The following is a 17,618-nucleotide window of genomic DNA, read 5'->3' on the forward strand; positions in this document are numbered from 1 at the left end:
TAACCCAGTTGCTAGCCACTATTTCCCTGGAGAATGTTTTGAAACAGTTTTTGAGGTCCCTCCTCGGCCGACCAGCGCAACAGGCTCAGGAGGCCCCGCAGAAACCGGTATATCAACCAGTGGCGGATAACAAGGATCACAACAACGATCCAAAGAAGACAGAGCCACAAGTCAAGGGTTCGCAGGACAAGTCTGCGAACATGCCTTCCCAGGCTAAGTCTGCCAAGGCAAACTCCTCTAAGCCAGCACAGCAGAAGCAGTCCGAACAGAAGCAGCCTGAGCAAAAGAAGTCGACTTCTGCCCCTAAGAAGCCGGAGAACTCTAAGCCTGCCGCTGCCCCTAACAAGCCGGCCGCACAAAACAAGCCTTCCGCAGCATCGGGCAAGCTTGACACTTCCAACGCCAAGCCAGGCAATACGGTACCGAAGCCAAGTGCGCCAGCCCCTACACAAGGTTCTGCTGAATCTAAGCCGCAGCCAGATCCTCAGAAGAAGCAGACTGATTCCAAGGCTCCAGCAAAGCCAGCTCCGAAGAACACCAAGAATGCTCGTCTGGTCTACCCACCTCAGGAAAAGGGCGCTGCAAACAAGCCAGCATCAGCTTCCCAACAGAAGACCGAGGCAAAGCAATCTCCTGCCGCTCCCAAGGGCGTAGCGCCGAAGAACTCTACACCTAAGAATTCTGCAGATTCCGCAGCCTCCTCATCCAAGGATGCGAAGGCCAACAAGCCTGCTGCAGAAAAACCAAAGCAGTCTGCACAAAAGGCACAGCCGACGCAGCCCCCAAAGCAAGCACCTCAGAAGTCTCAGCCTGCCCAGCAACTTAAGCCAAAGACTTCTCAAGCTCCTCAGCAGAAAACTGCCGCTGCGAAGCCTCAGCCCGCTCAACAGCAGAAGCCACAAACTGCGCAGCAACAGAAGCTGGCGCAAAAGCAGGCCAGCCAACCCCAAAAGACTCCTGCTCAAAAGCCGATAAGCCCGAAGTCTCTGCCTGCCAAGAATGTGCAGCCAGGCGCCAAGGCTCAGCCAAGCAATAAGCCTCAGCAGCCTGCACAGAAGTCTGCACAGCAAAAGCCCCAGCCACAGCCGCAGAACCAGAACCAGTCTGGTTCTGCTCAAAAGCAACAGCTAAAGTCAGCTCCGCTACCAAAGAATGCTGCACAAAAGCCACAGCAGCAGGCTCAGCCAGCTCCGAAGGCTTCTGTTCAGAAACCAATTCAGTCGAAGCCGTCGGCACCGCAGGCTAAGTCTGCTGAGAAGCCAGCCGAGAAGCCTAAGCCTGCTGCGAAGTCTGCACCACAGACCGAGCAAAAGTCAGGCAAGAAGCCGCAGCCGTCTCAACCGAAAAAGAACACTGACGGCGCTGGCGGTGCTGGTCGCGCTGCTGGCGCTGCTGCAGCGGCAGGCGCAGCTGGTGCCGCAGGCGCAGCAGGTGCTTCCGCAGCAAAGTCTCCGTCGGCGAAGGCACCAGCGGCCGATCAAGAAATCAAACGTGCGCTCGCACGCCGTTCCCAGCCGGTTGGCACTCCTACCCCGCAGCAGATGAAGGCGCCGAAGCCATCACGCGAGGCGCGCAGAAACTCTGATCAGCACGACGATGCTGGCAAGGGTTCGGCAACTGCTAAGACAGCCGCCGCTGGTGCTGTGGCTGGTGCGGCAGCAGGCGCGGCTAGTGCTTCCACGGCGTCGGCAAGCGAGGCTCCAAAGAAGACCTCCTACGTGCAGCCGCCGCAGAAAGCATCGCAGCCAAAGCAAGACTCCAAACCGGCAAAGCCGGTGATGGTGGACCGCTTCCCGCACGAACCGGAAGCGTTGAAGACCCCGCACGATAGCAAGGAAGTAAAGCGCACTAAGCGCGCACGCCTGCGCCAGGTTAAGGGCCTTGACGGCCTGCGCGGCTTAGCCGTTCTTGCTGTGGTTATCTACCACTTCTTCGGCGACGTGCTGCCTGGTGGTTACCTTGGCGTGGACATGTTCTTCGTGCTCTCCGGCTTCCTCATCACCTCCCTGCTGGTGCGTGAGTTCCGTGTGAGCGGTCGAATCAGCCTGAAGGACTTCTGGGTACGTCGATTCCGCCGCATCCTGCCCGCAGCGCTGACCGTTTTGATTATCTGTACTGCCATCGTGGCCCTCATCGGCGGCGATATCGCAGTCGGTATCCGTGAGCAGTTCCTGGGCACGTTCTTCTTCGTCAACAACTGGACGCAGATTGCCACCTCCCAGTCCTACTTCGCGGACAATGAGATCCAGGTCTTTGCCCACTACTGGTCCTTGGCCGTAGAAGAGCAGTTCTACGTCATCTGGCCGCTGCTTATCTTTGGTGTCTTTGCCATCTCCCGCCGTCAGCCGCGCCGTCTGCCAATCGCAGTCTCGCTGCTGCTGGCTATCGCCTCCGGCGTAGCAATGTGGCTGATTTACGCCCCGGGCCAAGACCCAACCCGCGTGTACTACGGCACCGATACCCACGCCTTCGGCCTGCTCATCGGTGCTATTCTGTCTCTGATTGTTACTAGCACCAAGTCCCACCCGAAGGCAGATTCTTGGCCAAGCCCTGGTAAGTCTGAGCAGGTAATGGCCGGTGTCATCGGCACCTTCGCCTTGGCAGGCTACATCGCGCAGCTGTTCCTCATGCCGGACGATGCTGATTTCACCTACCGCGGCGGCCTCATCCTCACCAGCGTTCTCGGCGCACTGATGATCTGGGGCGTTATCCGTGAGTTCGGTCCGCTCAAGTGGATCTTCAGCACCGCCGTCATGCGTTGGCTCGGCCAACGCTCCTTCTCGCTGTACCTGTGGCACTGGCCGGTCGTGATGATTTTGCGCGCGATTTTCGACGGAAACCACTCCTCCGACAAGCCGTGGATTCTGGGCCTTGTCGCGGTACCGATCTCTTTCTTGCTGGCAGAGCTTTCCTACCAGTTCGTGGAGAATCCTTTCCGCCGCGGCGGTTACAAGAAGACGTGGACTGGCTACTGGGCGGCCCGCCCATCGATGTCCGAGATGAAGGACGGATTTGCCAAGGCCTTTTGGCCGCTCGTGCCGTTGATCGTCGTCGCTTCCCTAGTGGGCGTGGGCTACGCGCTGGCGACCTCCAGCGATAAGTCTGAGCTGGAGCAGCAGCTCGAGCAACTGCAGAAGCAGAACAAGTCCACGCAAAACGGCAGCCCAGCGCCTGCTGCCGCACCAAGCACGCAGACGGAAAAGACGCGTCGCCCGATGCCAACCGGCAATGAAATTACCGCCATCGGTGACTCGGTGATGCTCGCAGCCTCCGAGGCGCTGCAACAACGCTACCCAGGCATCTACATCGACGCTGAGGTCTCCCGCCACTACAGCGCTGCCCCACCAATCATCGAGCAGCTGAAAGCAGCTGGCGACCTGCGCTCCACGGTCTTCCTTGGCTTCGGCACCAATGGCCCGGCATTCCCTGACCAGATTCAGGAAGTCGTGGACCTCATCGGCCCAGACCACACCATCGTGATGGCAGTTCCCTATGGCGACCGCGAATGGATGGCACAGTCTCAAAGCGACGTCATCGACGCTGCGAAAAAGTACGACAACGTCTACCTCGCTGACTGGTGCACCCACGCACAGAACAACCCAAACTTGCTCTATTCCGACGGCATTCACCCGCTTCCGGAAGGCGCCTCGGAATACGCCCTGGCGTTCCACTACGCCTTGTTGCAGTACTCCAACTACGACAAGAACTTGGATTCCAAGTGCCAGATCTAGAAGTTCTTGAGCCAAAGCTCCTAGAACGCAAAAGGCGGACGGTCTCTTACAACGGACTGTCCGCCTTTTCGTTTGCCTAACGCTTGAGCCGAAATTTTCGTTATCATGTTTTTGGATTTATGTAGGAAACTGCACACACGAGGAACTTCCTGTTGACAGCTCCACGCAAGGAATGGATTTGGTTGGCCGCCACGGCAACGCTTGCGCTAGTCGCCGCAATAGTTATAATTCTCGGCTGGGACAGCCTCCCAGACCCGCTACCCAAGCATTTCAATGGTCGAGGCGAACCTGATGCATGGATGCCAAAGACCTATCGCAATGCAATTGGTTTTGCTGTGCTTGTTCCTATTATTCTGACGATTGTTTCAGCCATGACTATCGGCACAACGCAGCAAGGCACTAAGACGGCTGCAACGAGCTACTCACAATCCACAGAAGTTGATGTCGAGCGTAGCCGTGCTCACTCCGCTGCTATCCTTCCCACGTTAAGCTTTTGGTTCTTCGCCCTAACGGCGATCTGCACGGCGTTCGCGCTCACTGGAATCTTTCTCAGCGGCCCTAGACCACTAACTTTCCCCTGCTTAGTCGTTGCCATCCTTGTGGCTTGCGTCTGGCTCGTGTTCAGGTTGAATAGCATAAATAAAAAACTGGATGAACAATTTCCTGACTCCTCTACAACGGGCAAGCTTCGTTACGGATTGTTCTACTACGACCCCACAGATCCCCGCGCGATGGTGCCCCTTCCCAGCGGTTCTTCCCAATTCAACTTTGGGCAGAAAAATTCCTGGTTTATCCTCGCTGGGCTCTTAGTACCTGCGGCCCTATTGATTATCCTTCTTAGCGTCGCGGCCTAGATTGCCCAAATAAAAAAAGTCCGCCTCCCTGCGCTGCGTGGTTGTATACACGGTGCAGGGAGGCGGATCACTTTTAAGCGAGTGCCTTAGGAATCGACCTTGTACTCGGCCATGCGGTCCCACTCTGTCTTACCGTCGATGTGGACGTTGATGATTTCTGGGGTCTCAAGCAGGTACTTCGGGAACTCCTCGCAGGAGCGCTTGAAGTGCTCGCCCTCGACGTGCTCGACGTCCTTGCCATCGGCATAAGCCTCAACGAGGAGGAAGCGCTGACGGTCCTCCGGATCACGGTACCAATCAAAGTTCAGGCAACCCGGCTCCGCATTACAAGCCTGGGTGTACCAGTCGATCTCGTCGAGGAAGGTTTCTGCGTATTCAGGCTTTACGTGGAATTTTACGTTAATCAAAATCATGAGCCCCATCGTACGTATGTGTATTTTCGTCCGCCACGATGCAGCACAAAAGCATGGTTCGGGCAGATTTTGACAGCGAAAGCCGGCACCACCCGGAACGCTTTCAGCCAGATGAGCCGATTAATATATTGTGTAGGAAGCCTCTTTAGAAAGGCCCCTATCCTCCTGTGACTACGCAAATCTCTTTGGACGAAGGCCGCGCGCTGTGGCGTCGGAGGCTTCGCCGATGGATTGCACTCGCGGTTTTTATCGTTGTCTGTGGGGTCGTTTTGGGTATCAGTACGATTCTGCTCAAAGAAGCAGCCCGCAACTGGGCCGATTACCACGCCGCCCGCCCATTGTGCGAGCGCGAGGTGCTAAAGCAGGCAAAGATTCCGGAGCGCGCCGCGTTCCTTACTGAGACCATCCCTGAGACCGATTCAAAGATCAGCGCACCCATGCGCGTTTACACCGCCCACGGTGATGTCATCTTCATCAACGATGAGGGCGTTGAGGATGAAGGCACCTATGATTGCTTGGTGAGTTTCCGTACCCATAGCTTTGTCACGAGCCGCGCCGAAGTCTCTGGCATTGCCCCTGCTGCCCTAGTGGAGGCTCCATGAGTTCGCTGGCGAATGAACTAAGCGCTAGGCGACGCCGTCAAAAACTCGGCGTCGCTCTTCTTGTGGTGGGAGCGATCGTAGTGACTGCATTGTCGCTAACCCGCTCAATTTCGTTGATTCGAGCGCCACGCTAGCAGGCGTAGAGCCGGCCGCATTAGCTAGTTAAAAAAGTACTCGGCGAGGTAGACAAAATTGCCATCGAAGCTGGTGGCTACGCCGAAGTGCTTGCCTGGTGCCGGGGTAACTGGAACGTCACGGTTGAGCCAGTTGAGGCGGTCGTGAGCTTCCTGAATGGTCAGGCGGTAGACGTTGCCGCTGCCTTCGTTCAAGTGAGTACGGCCGTCACCGACGTTACTGCGGTAGCTAAGAGCACCAGCCGCGCCCTGGTCAGCCCATTCCTGAGCGATGTTGCGAGCGTTCGGGTCATCGACATTCCCCTGCTTGCGAAGGTGCTCAGTGGTGGCGCCAACGAGGTGGTGAGCTACCTCCGGAGCTGGCTGCTTGATAAACGGCGGAAGCTGAATGTTGTACTGCTTTGCAAGGTCATAAGCCTGCGGTGGCAGTTCGACCTGTGGTACGCCAGCTGGAATGAACTGGGAGCTGCCAGCGGTGACATCTGCCGGGATGCCCGCAGGAATCTGGGAAGAGAAATCCGGGAGCTGAGCTTGTGCAGGAGCCAAGCTGCCGGCTGCGAGAGTAAGGGCGATGGAAACGGGGAGAATACGGCGCGTCAGTTTCATATCCTCCACCGTGCCACACCTTGGGGCGAGCTGAATAGTATTAGGCAGTGCTGAAAGCGAGATCGCAATAGCATTGTTATCTACGCCTTCTTAGCCTTCGAGCTTCTCGCCAAGCTCTAGCCACTCCATCTCGAGCTCCTCGCGCTGAGAGGTTACTTCCTTCAGCTTGCTGTCTAACTCGGTTAGCTTCGCGGTGTCGATGTCGCCCGCGCCTGCCACCTCGGCCATCTCGGCGTTGAGCTTGGTGGCTTGCTCGTCGAGCTTGCCCATTTTGCGCTCCAAGGCATTCATCTTCTTGGTCAGCTCGCGTTCCTCTTGGGAGGACAGGCGCTTGGTAGATTCCTTCTTGGCGTTTCCTGCGCCATTGCCGCTGCCGTCGGGAGCAGAATCCTGTTTCGCGCTTTCGCCGAGGTTGACCACGCCTGCGGGCTGAGCCGCGTCGAGGGCGGCGCGGCGGCGCAGGTATTCGTCAATGCCGCCTGGCAAGTTGGTGAGTTTTCCGTCGCCAAAAAGCGCATACGTATTATCCGCAATGCGCTCAATGAGGTAGCGGTCGTGTGAGATGACCACCATCGTGCCCGGCCAAGAATCGAGCAAGGACTCCAGTTCCTGGAGAGTGTCGATGTCGAGGTCGTTAGTTGGCTCGTCGAGCAGCAGCACGTTTGGTTCTGCCATCAACACGCGCGTTAGCTGGAGGCGGCGACGCTCACCACCGGACAAGTCCCCCACCGGGGTGCGCTGGCGCTTAGCGGAAAAGCCCAGGCGTTCTGCAAGCTGCGAGGCAGACAATTCTTTCTTGCCCAGTTGGACGTAGGTGGCCACGTCCTCCACGGCGTCGATTAGCCGGCGCTGCGGATCAAGGTCATCGAGTTCCTGGCGCAACCAGCCCAGACGTACCGTCTGCCCCTCAATGCGCTTGCCCGCGGCGAGTGGATGTTCGCCAGCCAGAGCACGCAGCAGCGTGGTCTTGCCTGAACCGTTCACGCCGACCAGACCGATGCGCTCACCCGGGGCCAAGCGCCACGTGAGGTGGTCAACGAGTTCGCGGCCATCCGGCGTCGCAATCGTGGCATCCTCAAGTTCAATGACCACGCGACCTTGGCGCTGTTTGGAAAAGGCCATGAGCTCAACCTTGTTGCGCGGTGCTGGGACATCAGCGATGAGTGCCTCTGCCGCTTCCACGCGGTAGCGCGGCTTCGAGGTACGCGCCGGCGCACCGCGGCGCAGCCATGCTAGCTCCTTACGCGCCAGGTTCTGGCGGCGCTGTTCCATCGCATCGGCCTGACGGGCACGCTCGGCGCGGGCATAGATCCAGTCGTTGTATCCGCCCTCATACGGATCGACCACGCCGTCGTGCACCTCCCACGTGGTGGTTGCCACGGTATCGAGGAACCAGCGGTCGTGGGTGACTACGACAGCTGCGATCTTGCGCGCCAGGAGATGCTGGGCCAGCCACTGCACGCCTTCCACGTCCAGGTGGTTGGTCGGTTCGTCGAGCACGATCAAGTCAAGCTCCTGGACCAATGCAGCGGCCAGGTTAACGCGGCGGCGCTCGCCACCAGACAGAGAACCCACCGGCGTATCTAGGCCCAGTTCCACGATTCCGAGGCCGCCCAAAACGTCGCGCACCTTGGCATTCGAGGCCCATTCGAAGGTCTCGAGGCTGAGCGGTTCGATGATGACCTGGGCGATGGTCAGGGCGTCATCAAGCTCAAAGCGCTGGGTCACCACGGCCATGCGCAGGTCAGAATTGTGGGACACACGCCCCTCATCCGGCGGCTCGATACCGGTGAGCACCTCCAGCAGCGTGGTCTTGCCGCCGCCATTTACGCCAACGATTCCAATGCGGTCCCCGCTTTGAACACCCAACGACACCCCGTTGAGCAGCGTCTGCAGACCGAAAGATTTGGAAACTTTTTCCAGGTTAATAAGGTTCGCCATAACGTTTAACCATCTTAGTGCCTAGCGCGCGGTTCCCCCTCACCACTTCAGACTATTGCAAATGAAAATTACTCTAAATAGGCTAAATGGCTATGAAGAAATCTGCGCTATCTATTCTTGCCGCTGTCTCCGCAACAACGCTCCTTGTCACTTCCTGCTCCAAGTCCGCTGATGAGCAGGCCCCGGCCAACGATGCCGCGACTGAGTCGCACGATCACGAGGGCCACGATCACGAGCACGATCATGAAGGCCACCATCATGAACACGATGGAATGGAGGCCGGCGAGGGCGAGACCGAAGTCGCTCAGTTGCCCAATCGCGTGGTCATCTCCCACGAGGGCGGCCTGAAGACCTACGACGCCAAAACCGGCGAGGTCATCGAGGAAGAGGAAATGCCTGCATTCCTGCGCCTGTCCAATGCTGGCGATAACCGCCACGTCATGGTCACCAAAGGTGATAAGTTCCTAAGCTTCGACTCCGGCCTCATCACCAAGCCGCACGGCGATCACAAGCACTACTACACCGCCGAGCCTAAGCTTTCCGACGCCGAGATCGAGGCGCCGCACGCCGGCCATGTGGTCCACCACGACGGTTTTACCGCCCTCTTCTCTGACGGCGAAGGCACCGCACAGGTCTTCCCAACCGACCAGGCTGGCGATCCGAAAGACATCAAGACCTTCGAATCCGGCGCAGCACATCACGGTGTTGCCGTTCCGCTCAAGGACGGCTCCGTCGTCATGACCAAGGGCACCGAGGATGAGCGCCACACCATCCAGCATCTATCCAAAGACGGCAAGGTCCTGACCGAGACCACCAAGTGCCCAGGAGTTCACGGTGAGGCTACCGCCGGAAACGGCAAACTTTTCTTCGGCTGCGAGGACGGCCCAGTTGTCTTCGACGGCAAGGAGTTCCACAAGATCGACGTTTCCGCCTACGCGGGCAAAGACGGCTACCAGCGCTCCGGCAACTCCGCCGGCTCTGAGGAATCCGACGTCATCTTGGCTGACAACAAGACCGAAAAGGACGCCGAGTTCGAGCGCCCAACCTCTGTCTCCCTCATCAACACCAAGGATTACTCCGCCAAAAAGGTTGACCTCGGTTCCTCCTACTGGTTCCGTTCCCTGGCCCGCGGCCCGCTGGGAGAGGCCCTCGTGCTGACTTATGACGGCAAGCTCAACGTCATCGACCCAGAGACCAGCGAGATTACCAAGAAGATCGACGCCATCTCCGAGTGGCGCGAGAACGAAGAATGGCAGCTGCCTGGACCGATCCTCAAGGCCGAAGACGGCTACGCATTCGTCACCGATGCCAACAAGAAGGAACTCGTTGTCATCGACCTCTTCGAGGGCAAGGAAGTAAACCGCTTCAAGCTGGACATCAAGCCAACCGAGATGGCTGTGCTCTAGATAAACAAAAGCTGCAGTGAGGGGACTTTGCCCTCCTGCAGCTTTTACTTTTTAATAACACCCTAAATTTCTTCGATTCCTGGTGCCGGCGAGGTGGTCACAATGCCACGGGTGCCCTTGTTATCGAACATCACTTGGGCCACGACTTCACCAGCGGTCTCCTCGTCCTCGCAGAGGAAGGCACAGGTAGGACCAGAGCCAGATACGATTCCAGTCAGCGCACCGGCGGCCATTCCAGTGTCCAGAATCTTGCGCAGGTCTGGGCGCAAAGAAAGAGCTGCCGCTTGCAGGTCATTGCGCAGCACCTTTGCGAGAGCCTCGGGACGCCCGCTCATCAGCGCCTGCGCCACCGCGGAAGTGTCCATGGTGGGGTTGCTGCCCTTCCCCGCTGCGCGAAGCTCATCAATCTTGGCAAAGACGGCCGGAGTGGACAGCCCTTCCGCATTGGTGATGATGGCCCACGTATACGTTCCGCGGCTAAGCATCGGCGCCAACTTCTCGCCGCGACCCGTGCCCAGCGCCGTGCCGCCGATTAGCGTGAAGGGCACATCAGAGCCTAGGCGCGCTGCCAGTGTTAGAAGTTCTTCTTCACTTACAGCGCCGAAGTCAGCAAATGCGTGAGCGGCCAGGCGCAATGCCGCGGCCGCATCCGCAGAACCGCCCGCCATGCCGCCGGCGGCGGGAATCCCCTTTTCTAGCTGCAACTTGACCTTGGGCAAGGCAAGCTCGCGCTCGCCGCGTACTGCATCCGCTACCGCTTCAACGGCTCGCCATGCCAAATTCTTGTCATTTTCCGGCACGCCTGCGGCATAGGTACCGCTCGCGCGCAGTTCCTGCACGACTGGGCCCGTGGTCATCGCTGCAGGAGTGCTATCCTCAAGCGTTTCGAGGCTAACCACATCAGAAATATTCAGCGATTGAAAGACGGTGGCGAGTTCATGGAAGCCATCGGGACGCGCCGCCTCGACTCCTAAGTGCAGGTTGACCTTCGCATGGGCGCGAGCACGAATTAACAATTCACACCTGCCAATCGGACAAAGTCTTCGGTGGCCAGCTTCTCACCACGCTGGCGCGGGTCGATGCCGGCTGCCACTAGAGCCTCTTCCGCGGCAGGGCCGCCGCCGAAGTGACCAGAGAGTGCCGCGCGCAGGGTCTTGCGGCGCTGTGCAAAGGCGGCGTCGACAAGTGGGAAAACCGCCTTGCGCGTCTCATCGTTGATAGGCCACGGCGCGTTCTCGAAGCAGTCGATGCGCACTAGACCAGACTCGATGTTCGGCGCCGGCCAGAAGACGTTCTTGCCGATGGTTCCGGCCTGCCGGACGTTGCCGTAGAAGGAAGCCTTCACCGAAGGAACGCCATAGACCTTGCTGCCAGGCTTGGCGGCGAGACGCTCTGCCACCTCAAGCTGAACCATGACGAGTACGCGGCGGATGGAGGGATAAAGTTCCAGGATGCGCAAAAGAACCGGCACCGCAACGTTGTACGGCAAATTTGCCACCAGCGCAGTCGGCTCGCCCAACTCGCCTGCCATAATACGCAGAGCATCTTTTTCCACGAGCCGCAGGTTGCCTGCTTGCTTCGGTGCGCGCTGCGCGATGGTATCCGGCAGCTGCGCTGCAAGGCGTGGATCAATTTCTATCGCCGTAAGGTCATCGACTGCCTCGAGCAGGCCCAAAGTCAGAGATCCTAGGCCGGGACCTACCTCAACGACGCGGTCTTCCCGCTGCAACTGCGCCGCACTAACGATGCGGCGGATGGTGTTGGGATCGTGCAGGAAGTTCTGTCCCAGCTTCTTCGTCGGGGTCACGTCCAGCTTCTCGGCCAATTGGCGGATTTCCATGGGCCCGAGCAGTTTGGGTTCAGTCATGCATTTTAGAGTAGTCGAGGTTTTCCGGATACAAAGAAAGCCCGCTTTCGCGGGCTTTAAACGTGGCGCGAATTGGCACCTAAAGGGCTACATGCTTAGCGCAGTCCCAGCTTCGCGGTACAAGCAGGCCATGCGCCCCAGCCCTGCGCGGCTTGAACCTTTTCAGCTACAGCGATCTGCTGCTCACGGGTTGCCTGCCATGCTTCCGGCGCATATGCGGTGCCGCCGAAGCCAGCCCAAGTGGATGGGGTGAACTGCAGGCCGCCGGAGAAGCCGTTGCCAGTGTTAATCGCCCAGTTACCAGTTGCCTCGCACTGTGCGATGGAGTCCCAGACGGAGCCATCGGCTACGGCGGGTGCAGCCGCGCCACCAGCCTCAGGCTTCTTCGTGCCACGAGCGATGGTCGCAGCAACCGGCTCGGTAACGACCTTTTCCTTGACGACGTCCTCGGATTCCTTGGCACCATCCTTCATCACCAGCTTGCGGGTGACCTTGCGCTCACCCTTGACGGCTTCCTCGCGGATTTCCTCGGTGCCCTCTTCGAGCTCTGGGTCATCGACGTAGTTTGGCTCTGCCTCGAACTCTTCGGTGGCGTCGTAGAAGGTGGTAGAAACTTGGTCAACCTTGATGGACATGCCGTTGGTCACCGGGGTGTCCATGGCGGGGAAGACGCGGTCATCTTCATCCACACCAATGCCGCGCTCCTCGATGACGTCCTTGACGGTCTTGGCAGCAATGTTGGTGTAGGTAATCTTGCCGCCGTCGTTGATCTTGACGATCTTCGGCGACGTAACCTCCAACTCCATACCATCTTCCAGAGCGTCATCCTTTTCCACCTTCTTGTCACCGGAGGTAACAGAAGCACCGGGCTTCACGCCGCCTAGCTCACCCAAGAGATCAGAAACGGTGAGGTTGGTGGAAGAAAGCTGCTTTTCGACGCCGTCGATAGTAACGGCAACTGGCTTAGAGGTGCGCACGGTGATGTTGTCACCGTCGGCAACCTTTTCAGAAGGAGCCGGGTAAACGAGATCCTCGCCGCCGACGTTGACGCCCGCAGCTTGCAGCGCCTCATCGACGTTACCCGCGAAGGTGGCCAGCTCGACCTTGTCGCCGTTGACGTCAAGGGTGATGTCCTTCTGCGCAGAAACAGCGACGACTCCGCCCACTGCCAAAGTACCGAGCACACCACCGGTGGCAAGGCGCAGAGGCAGGGAACGGGAAGAATTGATGCGCTTAATCTGGTTCATGAAACTCTCTCATCGAAAACGGGGGGGAAGCAGAGTAAATCTTTGAATAACGATACGATAACAGCAGGATGCAGTCGAAAACGATTTTTCTACCTACACCACTTCCAACACTGCTTTCACATTTGGCACGTCCATCACCGCTGAGCAGGAAAAACTCCGAATATGAAGATCGTCACAGATTTAAGCATGAATGCTTAAATCTAACCTAGGAGAGGCCGAATACCGAAGTGAACGTCTGGTTAACCTCTTCGATCAGTGCCTCGACGCGCATGCCTCGCACCTCAGCAATGCAGTTATACGTATGCCCGATGAAGGTCGGCTCGTTGCGTGCGCCGCGGAATGGCTCCGGAGTCATATACGGAGCGTCAGTTTCCACCAGCAGCTGGCCTGCCGGCGCGGCGGCTGCCGCCGCGCGCATCTCTTCGTTGCGTTTAAAGGTCACGTTGCCGGCAAAAGACAACACCCAGCCGCGCTCGAGTGCTTCCTTCGCCACATCAAACGGCGAGGAGAAACAGTGCAACATGACATTCTCGGCGTCGCCAAGCACCCGCAACAGGTCCGCATCCGCCTCGCGGTTGTGGATCATCAAGACCTTACCGGTTTCCTTGGCCAGATCCATGTGCCAGCGCAGCGCCTCTTCTTGCACCTCAAGTGGTGCGGTGGATTCCGGCTCATGTTTAATCCAATAGGTATCAAGGCCGGTCTCCCCGATTGCCACGCAGCGTGGGTCCGCAGCCATCTGCGCCAGCCGCGTACGTGCCTGCTCGTCCAATTCCTGCGCCTTGGTGGGATGGATGGCGCACGCTGCCCACACATTGGAAAATTCGTGCGCGGCCTGCAACGCCCGCTCGGCCTCTTCCAAGCCATCGCCTACCGTAACCATGCGCGACACCCCTGCAGCACCGGCGCGGGACACGATGTCGGCGGCTGGGTCCTTGCAGGAGGCTAGGTGTGTATGGGCGTCGACAAGCTGTGACAAGCCTTCTGCTGGAACAGGGACTGGGCGTGGCTTCTTTTTAGACATGGACGCAATTGTAATCTGGAACGCATACGAAACCACCATTTTTTTGGATCCGGCAGCCCAAGGCCAAGGCATGGGCACCAACGTCGCATCCATCAAGTTGCATGAGAAGTTCGGTTTTGCCAATGTAGGAACGTTCAAAGAGGTGTCCTACAAGAGGGGACACTGGCTAAATCTCGCCCATTTGCAGCTGCTCGTTTAGCCCCGCAGCTTCTTATTGTTTAAGGATCCCTGACACCTATGCACGTACGTCCCGCCGCGCCTGCCGACGCCGCCGCAATCGCCTCCATCTACAACGCCGCCTCCGCCGCTACCCCGGCGGCCAACTTGGTCACCTGGCAAGAATCTGTCGAGGATCGCGCCGAGTGGCTCGAGCAAATGGAAAAGGACGGCTACCCCGTCTTCGTTGCCGTAGAAGATGACGAGATCATCGGTTGGGCTGCCTATTTCCAGTTCGTAACGCCAGCCATCTACTACGGCACTGTAGAAAACTCCGTCTACGTCGCTCCTTCGGCGCGCGGCAAGGGCGTGGGCAACGAGCTCATGTGTGCCGTGGTCGACGATGCCAAAGACAACAACTACGTGCAGACGATGATCACCTACATCGTCGATACCAATGAGGCTTCCATCCGCCTCCACAAGAAGTTCCACTTCGAAGAGACCGGCCGCATGCCCAATATCCACACCAAGGACGGAGTGCGTCTGGGCCTAGTGCACCTGCAACGTCACTTCGACAGGAGCTCGTCGTCGATGTAGACCGAGCGGGCGGCGGCAACGCCTGCCACCGACATCGCTAGGGTAAGTGCGATGAGCACACCCAACGGAACCTCCCAGCCGCCGGTTGCTTGCGCGAGAACGCCGAAGAGGAACGGGAATACGCCAGCCAGAATATAGCCACCCGGCTGCACGAAGCCGGAAAGGCGTGCTGTTACCTCCGGCTGCCGGGTGCGCGCGGCAATCAGGGCGAGGGCCAGCGGGAAGCACATTCCGCCGACGCCCATCAGAGTGGCCCAGGTAAGCGGCGCTGCGCTCGCATTGACGAGCACACCCAGCCAGCCGGCCAAGGTAGCAGCCGACAAAACCAGTGGAACGGGACGGAGATCTCGCAGCCGCTCAATGAGAACCGGCATGATGAGCCCGCCGACAACGTTGATGGCGCCGATGAGCGCGAGCGCCAGGCTGGCCCGGGAGGCGGAGACCCCACGGCTTTCAAGCATCGTGGGCAGCCACCCCATCTGCGCATAAGCCATGGTGGATTGCAGGCCAAAGAAGAAAAGAAGTGCAACAGCGGTGCGCGAACGGCGCATCGGAATCGCCGCGGTATCCGGGCTTTGCACTGGATCGACGCCGGTGTGCTTACAGGCAATCAGCCACCCCACTACCTGCAGGGCGACAGGGATTGCCCACGCAAACAACGACATCCGCCAGCCACCCAGGTGGGTAGACATTGGACCAAGGGCACTCGATACGCCAAGCACAGTGGTGTAAGTCGTCATCAACGCCACCACGGTGCGCGCAGTTCCGTAGGTCTTGATCCATGCAGGCAACAAGATGTTGGTGACAGCGATGCCGCCGACTACGAGCAGCGTGAGCGCAACGAAGGGTACGAAACTACTTACCCATGGGCGCGCGGCAAGCCCCACCACGAGTGCCACTGCGCCGCCGAGAAGAGTCGTGGTCAGGCCACAACGCCGCGCGATAGGAACGGCAGCCCAGCCCATCAGTGCGAAACACAGACCAGGAAGGGCTGTCAGGGTCCCGGCGATGGCAGGGCCAACGCCAAAAGCTGCGCTGATGTCCCCCAGCACCGGCGCCACGGAGGCGATTCCGGCGCGCAGGTTCAGCGCAGTTAAGGTAACGACCGCAAAAGCGAGAGCGGCCGCGATGCTTCGGCGAGCCACCATCTTACTTCTGGACGGGTGCCCACTCAGGGCCGGTCTCACCAAGCTCTGGGTCAAGCTTTGCCACGAGCGGCTTCGGCTTGGAAAGCGCAGTGCCAGGCTCGACGTCTACGCGCTTCCACGCTGCCAGCTGGGCGGTGTAATCACCGGTGATGATTGGGTACGGGTGATTCTCCGGCGGCAGGCCAACGCCTACGAGTTCAACCGGGATATCATCCACGACGTCGCGTACCTCAGGCTGTGCCGCCCAGACGCCGTCGCGGCCCAAGGTCTCGTGGACCTTCTGCGCGGTAAACGGCAGGAACGGGGTGAGCATGACGTTGCAGTCAGAGACTACCTGGAGTGCAGTCCAGAGGACGGTGGCTAGACGCTCGCGCTGGGTCTCATCTTTGGCCAGCTTCCATGGCTCCATCGCAGCGATATAAGCATTCGCCTCACCAACGACGTGCATGACGGCGGTAATAGCCTGCTTGAACTTCGACTGCTCGAGGTAACCTGCCGCAGTCTCGAAGGTCTCCTCCGCCAGCTGCAGGATGGCCTTGTCGGCTTCTTCCAGTGCGGCGGGAGCTGGGACTTCGCCGAAGTTCTTGTAGGCCATCGAGACGGTGCGGTTGACCAGGTTGCCCCAGCCATTGGCCAGTTCGTTGTTGATACGGCGCACGAACTCGTCCCATGTAAAGTCCGTGTCATTGTTTTCTGGACCGGCCACGGAGATGAAGTAACGCAGCGCATCCGGGCCGAACTCCGCCAAGAAGTCCTTGACGTAGATGACAACGCCCTTCGAAGAAGAGAACTTCGAGCCGGACATCGTCAGGTATTCGGAGGAAACAATCTCGGTAGGTAGATTCAGCTCACCAAACTTGTGCAGCTCGCCGCCCTTCGCGCCCTTACCGGCGTAACCCAGGAGCTGCGCAGGCCAAATCTGCGAGTGGAAGGTGATGTTGTCCTTGCCCTGGAAGTAGTAATGGCGAGCCTCATCGTTCTGCCAGAAATCCTTCCATGCATCCGGGTTTCCGGTGCGATGCGCCCACTCGATGGAAGAAGACAAGTAACCGATGACAGCGTCAAACCAGACGTAGAGCTTCTTTGCGGAGTTTTCCTCCCAGCCCTCTACCGGAATTGGGATGCCCCAGTCGATGTCGCGGGTCATGGTGCGCGGACGCATGTCTTCGAGCAAATTCAGGGAGAACTTCAGGACGTTCGGACGCCAATCTTCGCGCGTCTTCAGCCATTCCTCCAGTGCGTCCTTCACGGAAGGCAGGTCGAGGAGGAAGTGCTCGGTCTCGATGAACTCCGGGGTCTCACCGTTGATCTTGGAAACTGGGTCGATCAGATCTACTGGGTCCAGCTGGTTACCGCAGTTATCGCACTGATCGCCGCGCGCCCCCTCAGCACCACAAATTGGGCAAGTTCCCTCGATGTAGCGGTCAGGCAAGGTACGGCCAGTCGACGGCGAGATGGCGCCCTTGGTGGTTTCCTTGAGCATGTAGCCGTTTTCATAAAGGCCCTTGAACAGCTCCTGTACTACCGCGTAGTGGTTGCGCGTGGTGGTGCGGGTGAAAAGGTCATAGGACAGGCCCAAGCCGGCGAGGTCGGTGACAATTTGGCGGTTATAACGGTCCGCGAGTTCGCGAACGGTCACGCCTTCTTTGTCGGCTTGCACCAGCAACGGAGTGCCGTGCTCATCGGTGCCAGAGACCATGAGAACGTTGCGGCCACGCATTCGCTGGAAACGTGCGAATACGTCAGAAGGAACACCAAAGCCTGCCACGTGTCCGATGTGGCGGGGGCCGTTGGCATACGGCCAGGCAACATTTACTACTACCGACTCAGTCATGCCCACCACTTTATCGAAGCCTTGGTCAACAGCGCGCGTTGAGGGGGTCACATCGACA

General features: G+C 58.8%; 15 protein-coding genes. 6 read left to right on the forward strand and 9 right to left on the reverse strand.

Annotation, left to right across the window (positions count from 1 at the left end):
- The first annotated feature begins 8 nt into the window (after positions 1–8).
- Positions 9–3,731: an acyltransferase family protein gene (locus WM42_RS12850; RefSeq protein ID WP_235591296.1), complete on the forward strand. Its 3,723-nt coding sequence runs from the start codon at positions 9–11 to the stop codon at positions 3,729–3,731.
- 152 nt (positions 3,732–3,883) lie between these two features.
- Entirely contained in the window at positions 3,884–4,585 is a 702-nt protein-coding gene (locus WM42_RS02425; RefSeq protein WP_158510259.1) for a DUF1648 domain-containing protein, read from the forward strand.
- Between the two features lie 86 nt (positions 4,586–4,671).
- Here WM42_RS02425 and WM42_RS02430 read toward each other — a convergent pair whose 3' ends face one another.
- The gene (locus WM42_RS02430) at positions 4,672–4,998 is read right to left on the reverse strand and encodes a putative quinol monooxygenase (protein WP_062035561.1); all 327 of its coding nucleotides are present in this window, start codon (positions 4,996–4,998) and stop codon (positions 4,672–4,674) included.
- Between the two features lie 167 nt (positions 4,999–5,165).
- Between WM42_RS02430 and WM42_RS02435 the strand changes: the two genes are divergently transcribed.
- Positions 5,166–5,600, forward strand: a complete 435-nt coding sequence (locus tag WM42_RS02435) for a hypothetical protein (protein WP_062035562.1) — start codon at positions 5,166–5,168, stop codon at positions 5,598–5,600.
- A gap of 158 nt (positions 5,601–5,758) precedes the next feature.
- Here WM42_RS02435 and WM42_RS02440 read toward each other — a convergent pair whose 3' ends face one another.
- Positions 5,759–6,340, reverse strand: a complete 582-nt coding sequence (locus WM42_RS02440) for a hypothetical protein (RefSeq protein ID WP_062039070.1) — start codon at positions 6,338–6,340, stop codon at positions 5,759–5,761.
- A gap of 90 nt (positions 6,341–6,430) precedes the next feature.
- The gene (locus WM42_RS02445; protein WP_062035563.1) at positions 6,431–8,281 is read right to left on the reverse strand and encodes an ABC-F family ATP-binding cassette domain-containing protein; all 1,851 of its coding nucleotides are present in this window, start codon (positions 8,279–8,281) and stop codon (positions 6,431–6,433) included.
- An 86-nt stretch (positions 8,282–8,367) separates the two neighbouring features.
- On the opposite strand from WM42_RS02445, the gene WM42_RS02450 reads away from it, so the two are divergent.
- Complete coding sequence (locus WM42_RS02450) at positions 8,368–9,687, forward strand: NHL repeat-containing protein (protein ID WP_235591297.1); 1,320 nt, start codon at positions 8,368–8,370, stop codon at positions 9,685–9,687.
- A gap of 62 nt (positions 9,688–9,749) precedes the next feature.
- Here the strand turns inward: WM42_RS02450 and WM42_RS02455 are convergent, their stop codons facing one another.
- The 4 genes from WM42_RS02455 to WM42_RS02470 form a co-directional block, all read right to left on the reverse strand.
- Positions 9,750–10,703, reverse strand: a complete 954-nt coding sequence (locus WM42_RS02455; RefSeq protein ID WP_082787615.1) for a 4-(cytidine 5'-diphospho)-2-C-methyl-D-erythritol kinase — start codon at positions 10,701–10,703, stop codon at positions 9,750–9,752.
- Entirely contained in the window at positions 10,697–11,554 is an 858-nt protein-coding gene (gene rsmA, locus WM42_RS02460; protein WP_062035566.1) for a 16S rRNA (adenine(1518)-N(6)/adenine(1519)-N(6))-dimethyltransferase RsmA, read from the reverse strand. The genes WM42_RS02455 and rsmA overlap by 7 nt, the downstream gene beginning before the upstream one ends.
- A 95-nt stretch (positions 11,555–11,649) precedes the next feature.
- The gene (locus WM42_RS02465; protein ID WP_062035567.1) at positions 11,650–12,801 is read right to left on the reverse strand and encodes a resuscitation-promoting factor; all 1,152 of its coding nucleotides are present in this window, start codon (positions 12,799–12,801) and stop codon (positions 11,650–11,652) included.
- Between the two features lie 205 nt (positions 12,802–13,006).
- Positions 13,007–13,825, reverse strand: a complete 819-nt coding sequence (locus WM42_RS02470; RefSeq protein WP_062035568.1) for a TatD family hydrolase — start codon at positions 13,823–13,825, stop codon at positions 13,007–13,009.
- Between WM42_RS02470 and WM42_RS02475 the strand changes: the two genes are divergently transcribed.
- On the forward strand, positions 13,824–14,024 hold the full coding sequence (locus tag WM42_RS02475) for a GNAT family N-acetyltransferase (protein ID WP_062035569.1): 201 nt from the start codon (positions 13,824–13,826) through the stop codon (positions 14,022–14,024). The two genes, WM42_RS02470 and WM42_RS02475, sit on opposite strands and share 2 nt — an antisense overlap.
- A 38-nt stretch (positions 14,025–14,062) precedes the next feature.
- Entirely contained in the window at positions 14,063–14,578 is a 516-nt protein-coding gene (locus tag WM42_RS02480; RefSeq protein WP_062035570.1) for a GNAT family N-acetyltransferase, read from the forward strand.
- Here WM42_RS02480 and WM42_RS02485 read toward each other — a convergent pair.
- On the reverse strand, positions 14,548–15,726 hold the full coding sequence (locus WM42_RS02485; RefSeq protein ID WP_062035571.1) for an MFS transporter: 1,179 nt from the start codon (positions 15,724–15,726) through the stop codon (positions 14,548–14,550). The genes WM42_RS02480 and WM42_RS02485 overlap by 31 nt on opposite strands.
- A gap of 1 nt (position 15,727) precedes the next feature.
- Entirely contained in the window at positions 15,728–17,560 is a 1,833-nt protein-coding gene (metG, locus tag WM42_RS02490) for a methionine--tRNA ligase (protein WP_062039073.1), read from the reverse strand.
- Positions 17,561–17,618 lie beyond the last annotated feature (58 nt).

The organism is Corynebacterium simulans (assembly GCF_001586215.1).
Classification (GTDB): domain Bacteria; phylum Actinomycetota; class Actinomycetes; order Mycobacteriales; family Mycobacteriaceae; genus Corynebacterium; species Corynebacterium simulans.

Coding starts and splice junctions, on each gene's coding strand:
- WM42_RS02445 (WP_062035563.1), bottom strand. CDS start 8,281: ATGGCGAACCTTATTAACCTGGAAAAAGTTTCCAAATCTTTCGGTCTG.
- WM42_RS02470 (WP_062035568.1), bottom strand. CDS start 13,825: ATGTCTAAAAAGAAGCCACGCCCAGTCCCTGTTCCAGCAGAAGGCTTG.
- WM42_RS02430 (WP_062035561.1), bottom strand. CDS start 4,998: ATGATTTTGATTAACGTAAAATTCCACGTAAAGCCTGAATACGCAGAA.
- WM42_RS02450 (WP_235591297.1), top strand. CDS start 8,368: ATGGCTATGAAGAAATCTGCGCTATCTATTCTTGCCGCTGTCTCCGCA.
- rsmA (WP_062035566.1), bottom strand. CDS start 11,554: ATGACTGAACCCAAACTGCTCGGGCCCATGGAAATCCGCCAATTGGCC.
- WM42_RS02480 (WP_062035570.1), top strand. CDS start 14,063: ATGCACGTACGTCCCGCCGCGCCTGCCGACGCCGCCGCAATCGCCTCC.
- WM42_RS02440 (WP_062039070.1), bottom strand. CDS start 6,340: ATGAAACTGACGCGCCGTATTCTCCCCGTTTCCATCGCCCTTACTCTC.
- WM42_RS02485 (WP_062035571.1), bottom strand. CDS start 15,726: ATGGTGGCTCGCCGAAGCATCGCGGCCGCTCTCGCTTTTGCGGTCGTT.
- WM42_RS02465 (WP_062035567.1), bottom strand. CDS start 12,801: ATGAACCAGATTAAGCGCATCAATTCTTCCCGTTCCCTGCCTCTGCGC.
- metG (WP_062039073.1), bottom strand. CDS start 17,560: ATGACTGAGTCGGTAGTAGTAAATGTTGCCTGGCCGTATGCCAACGGC.
- WM42_RS02475 (WP_062035569.1), top strand. CDS start 13,824: ATGGACGCAATTGTAATCTGGAACGCATACGAAACCACCATTTTTTTG.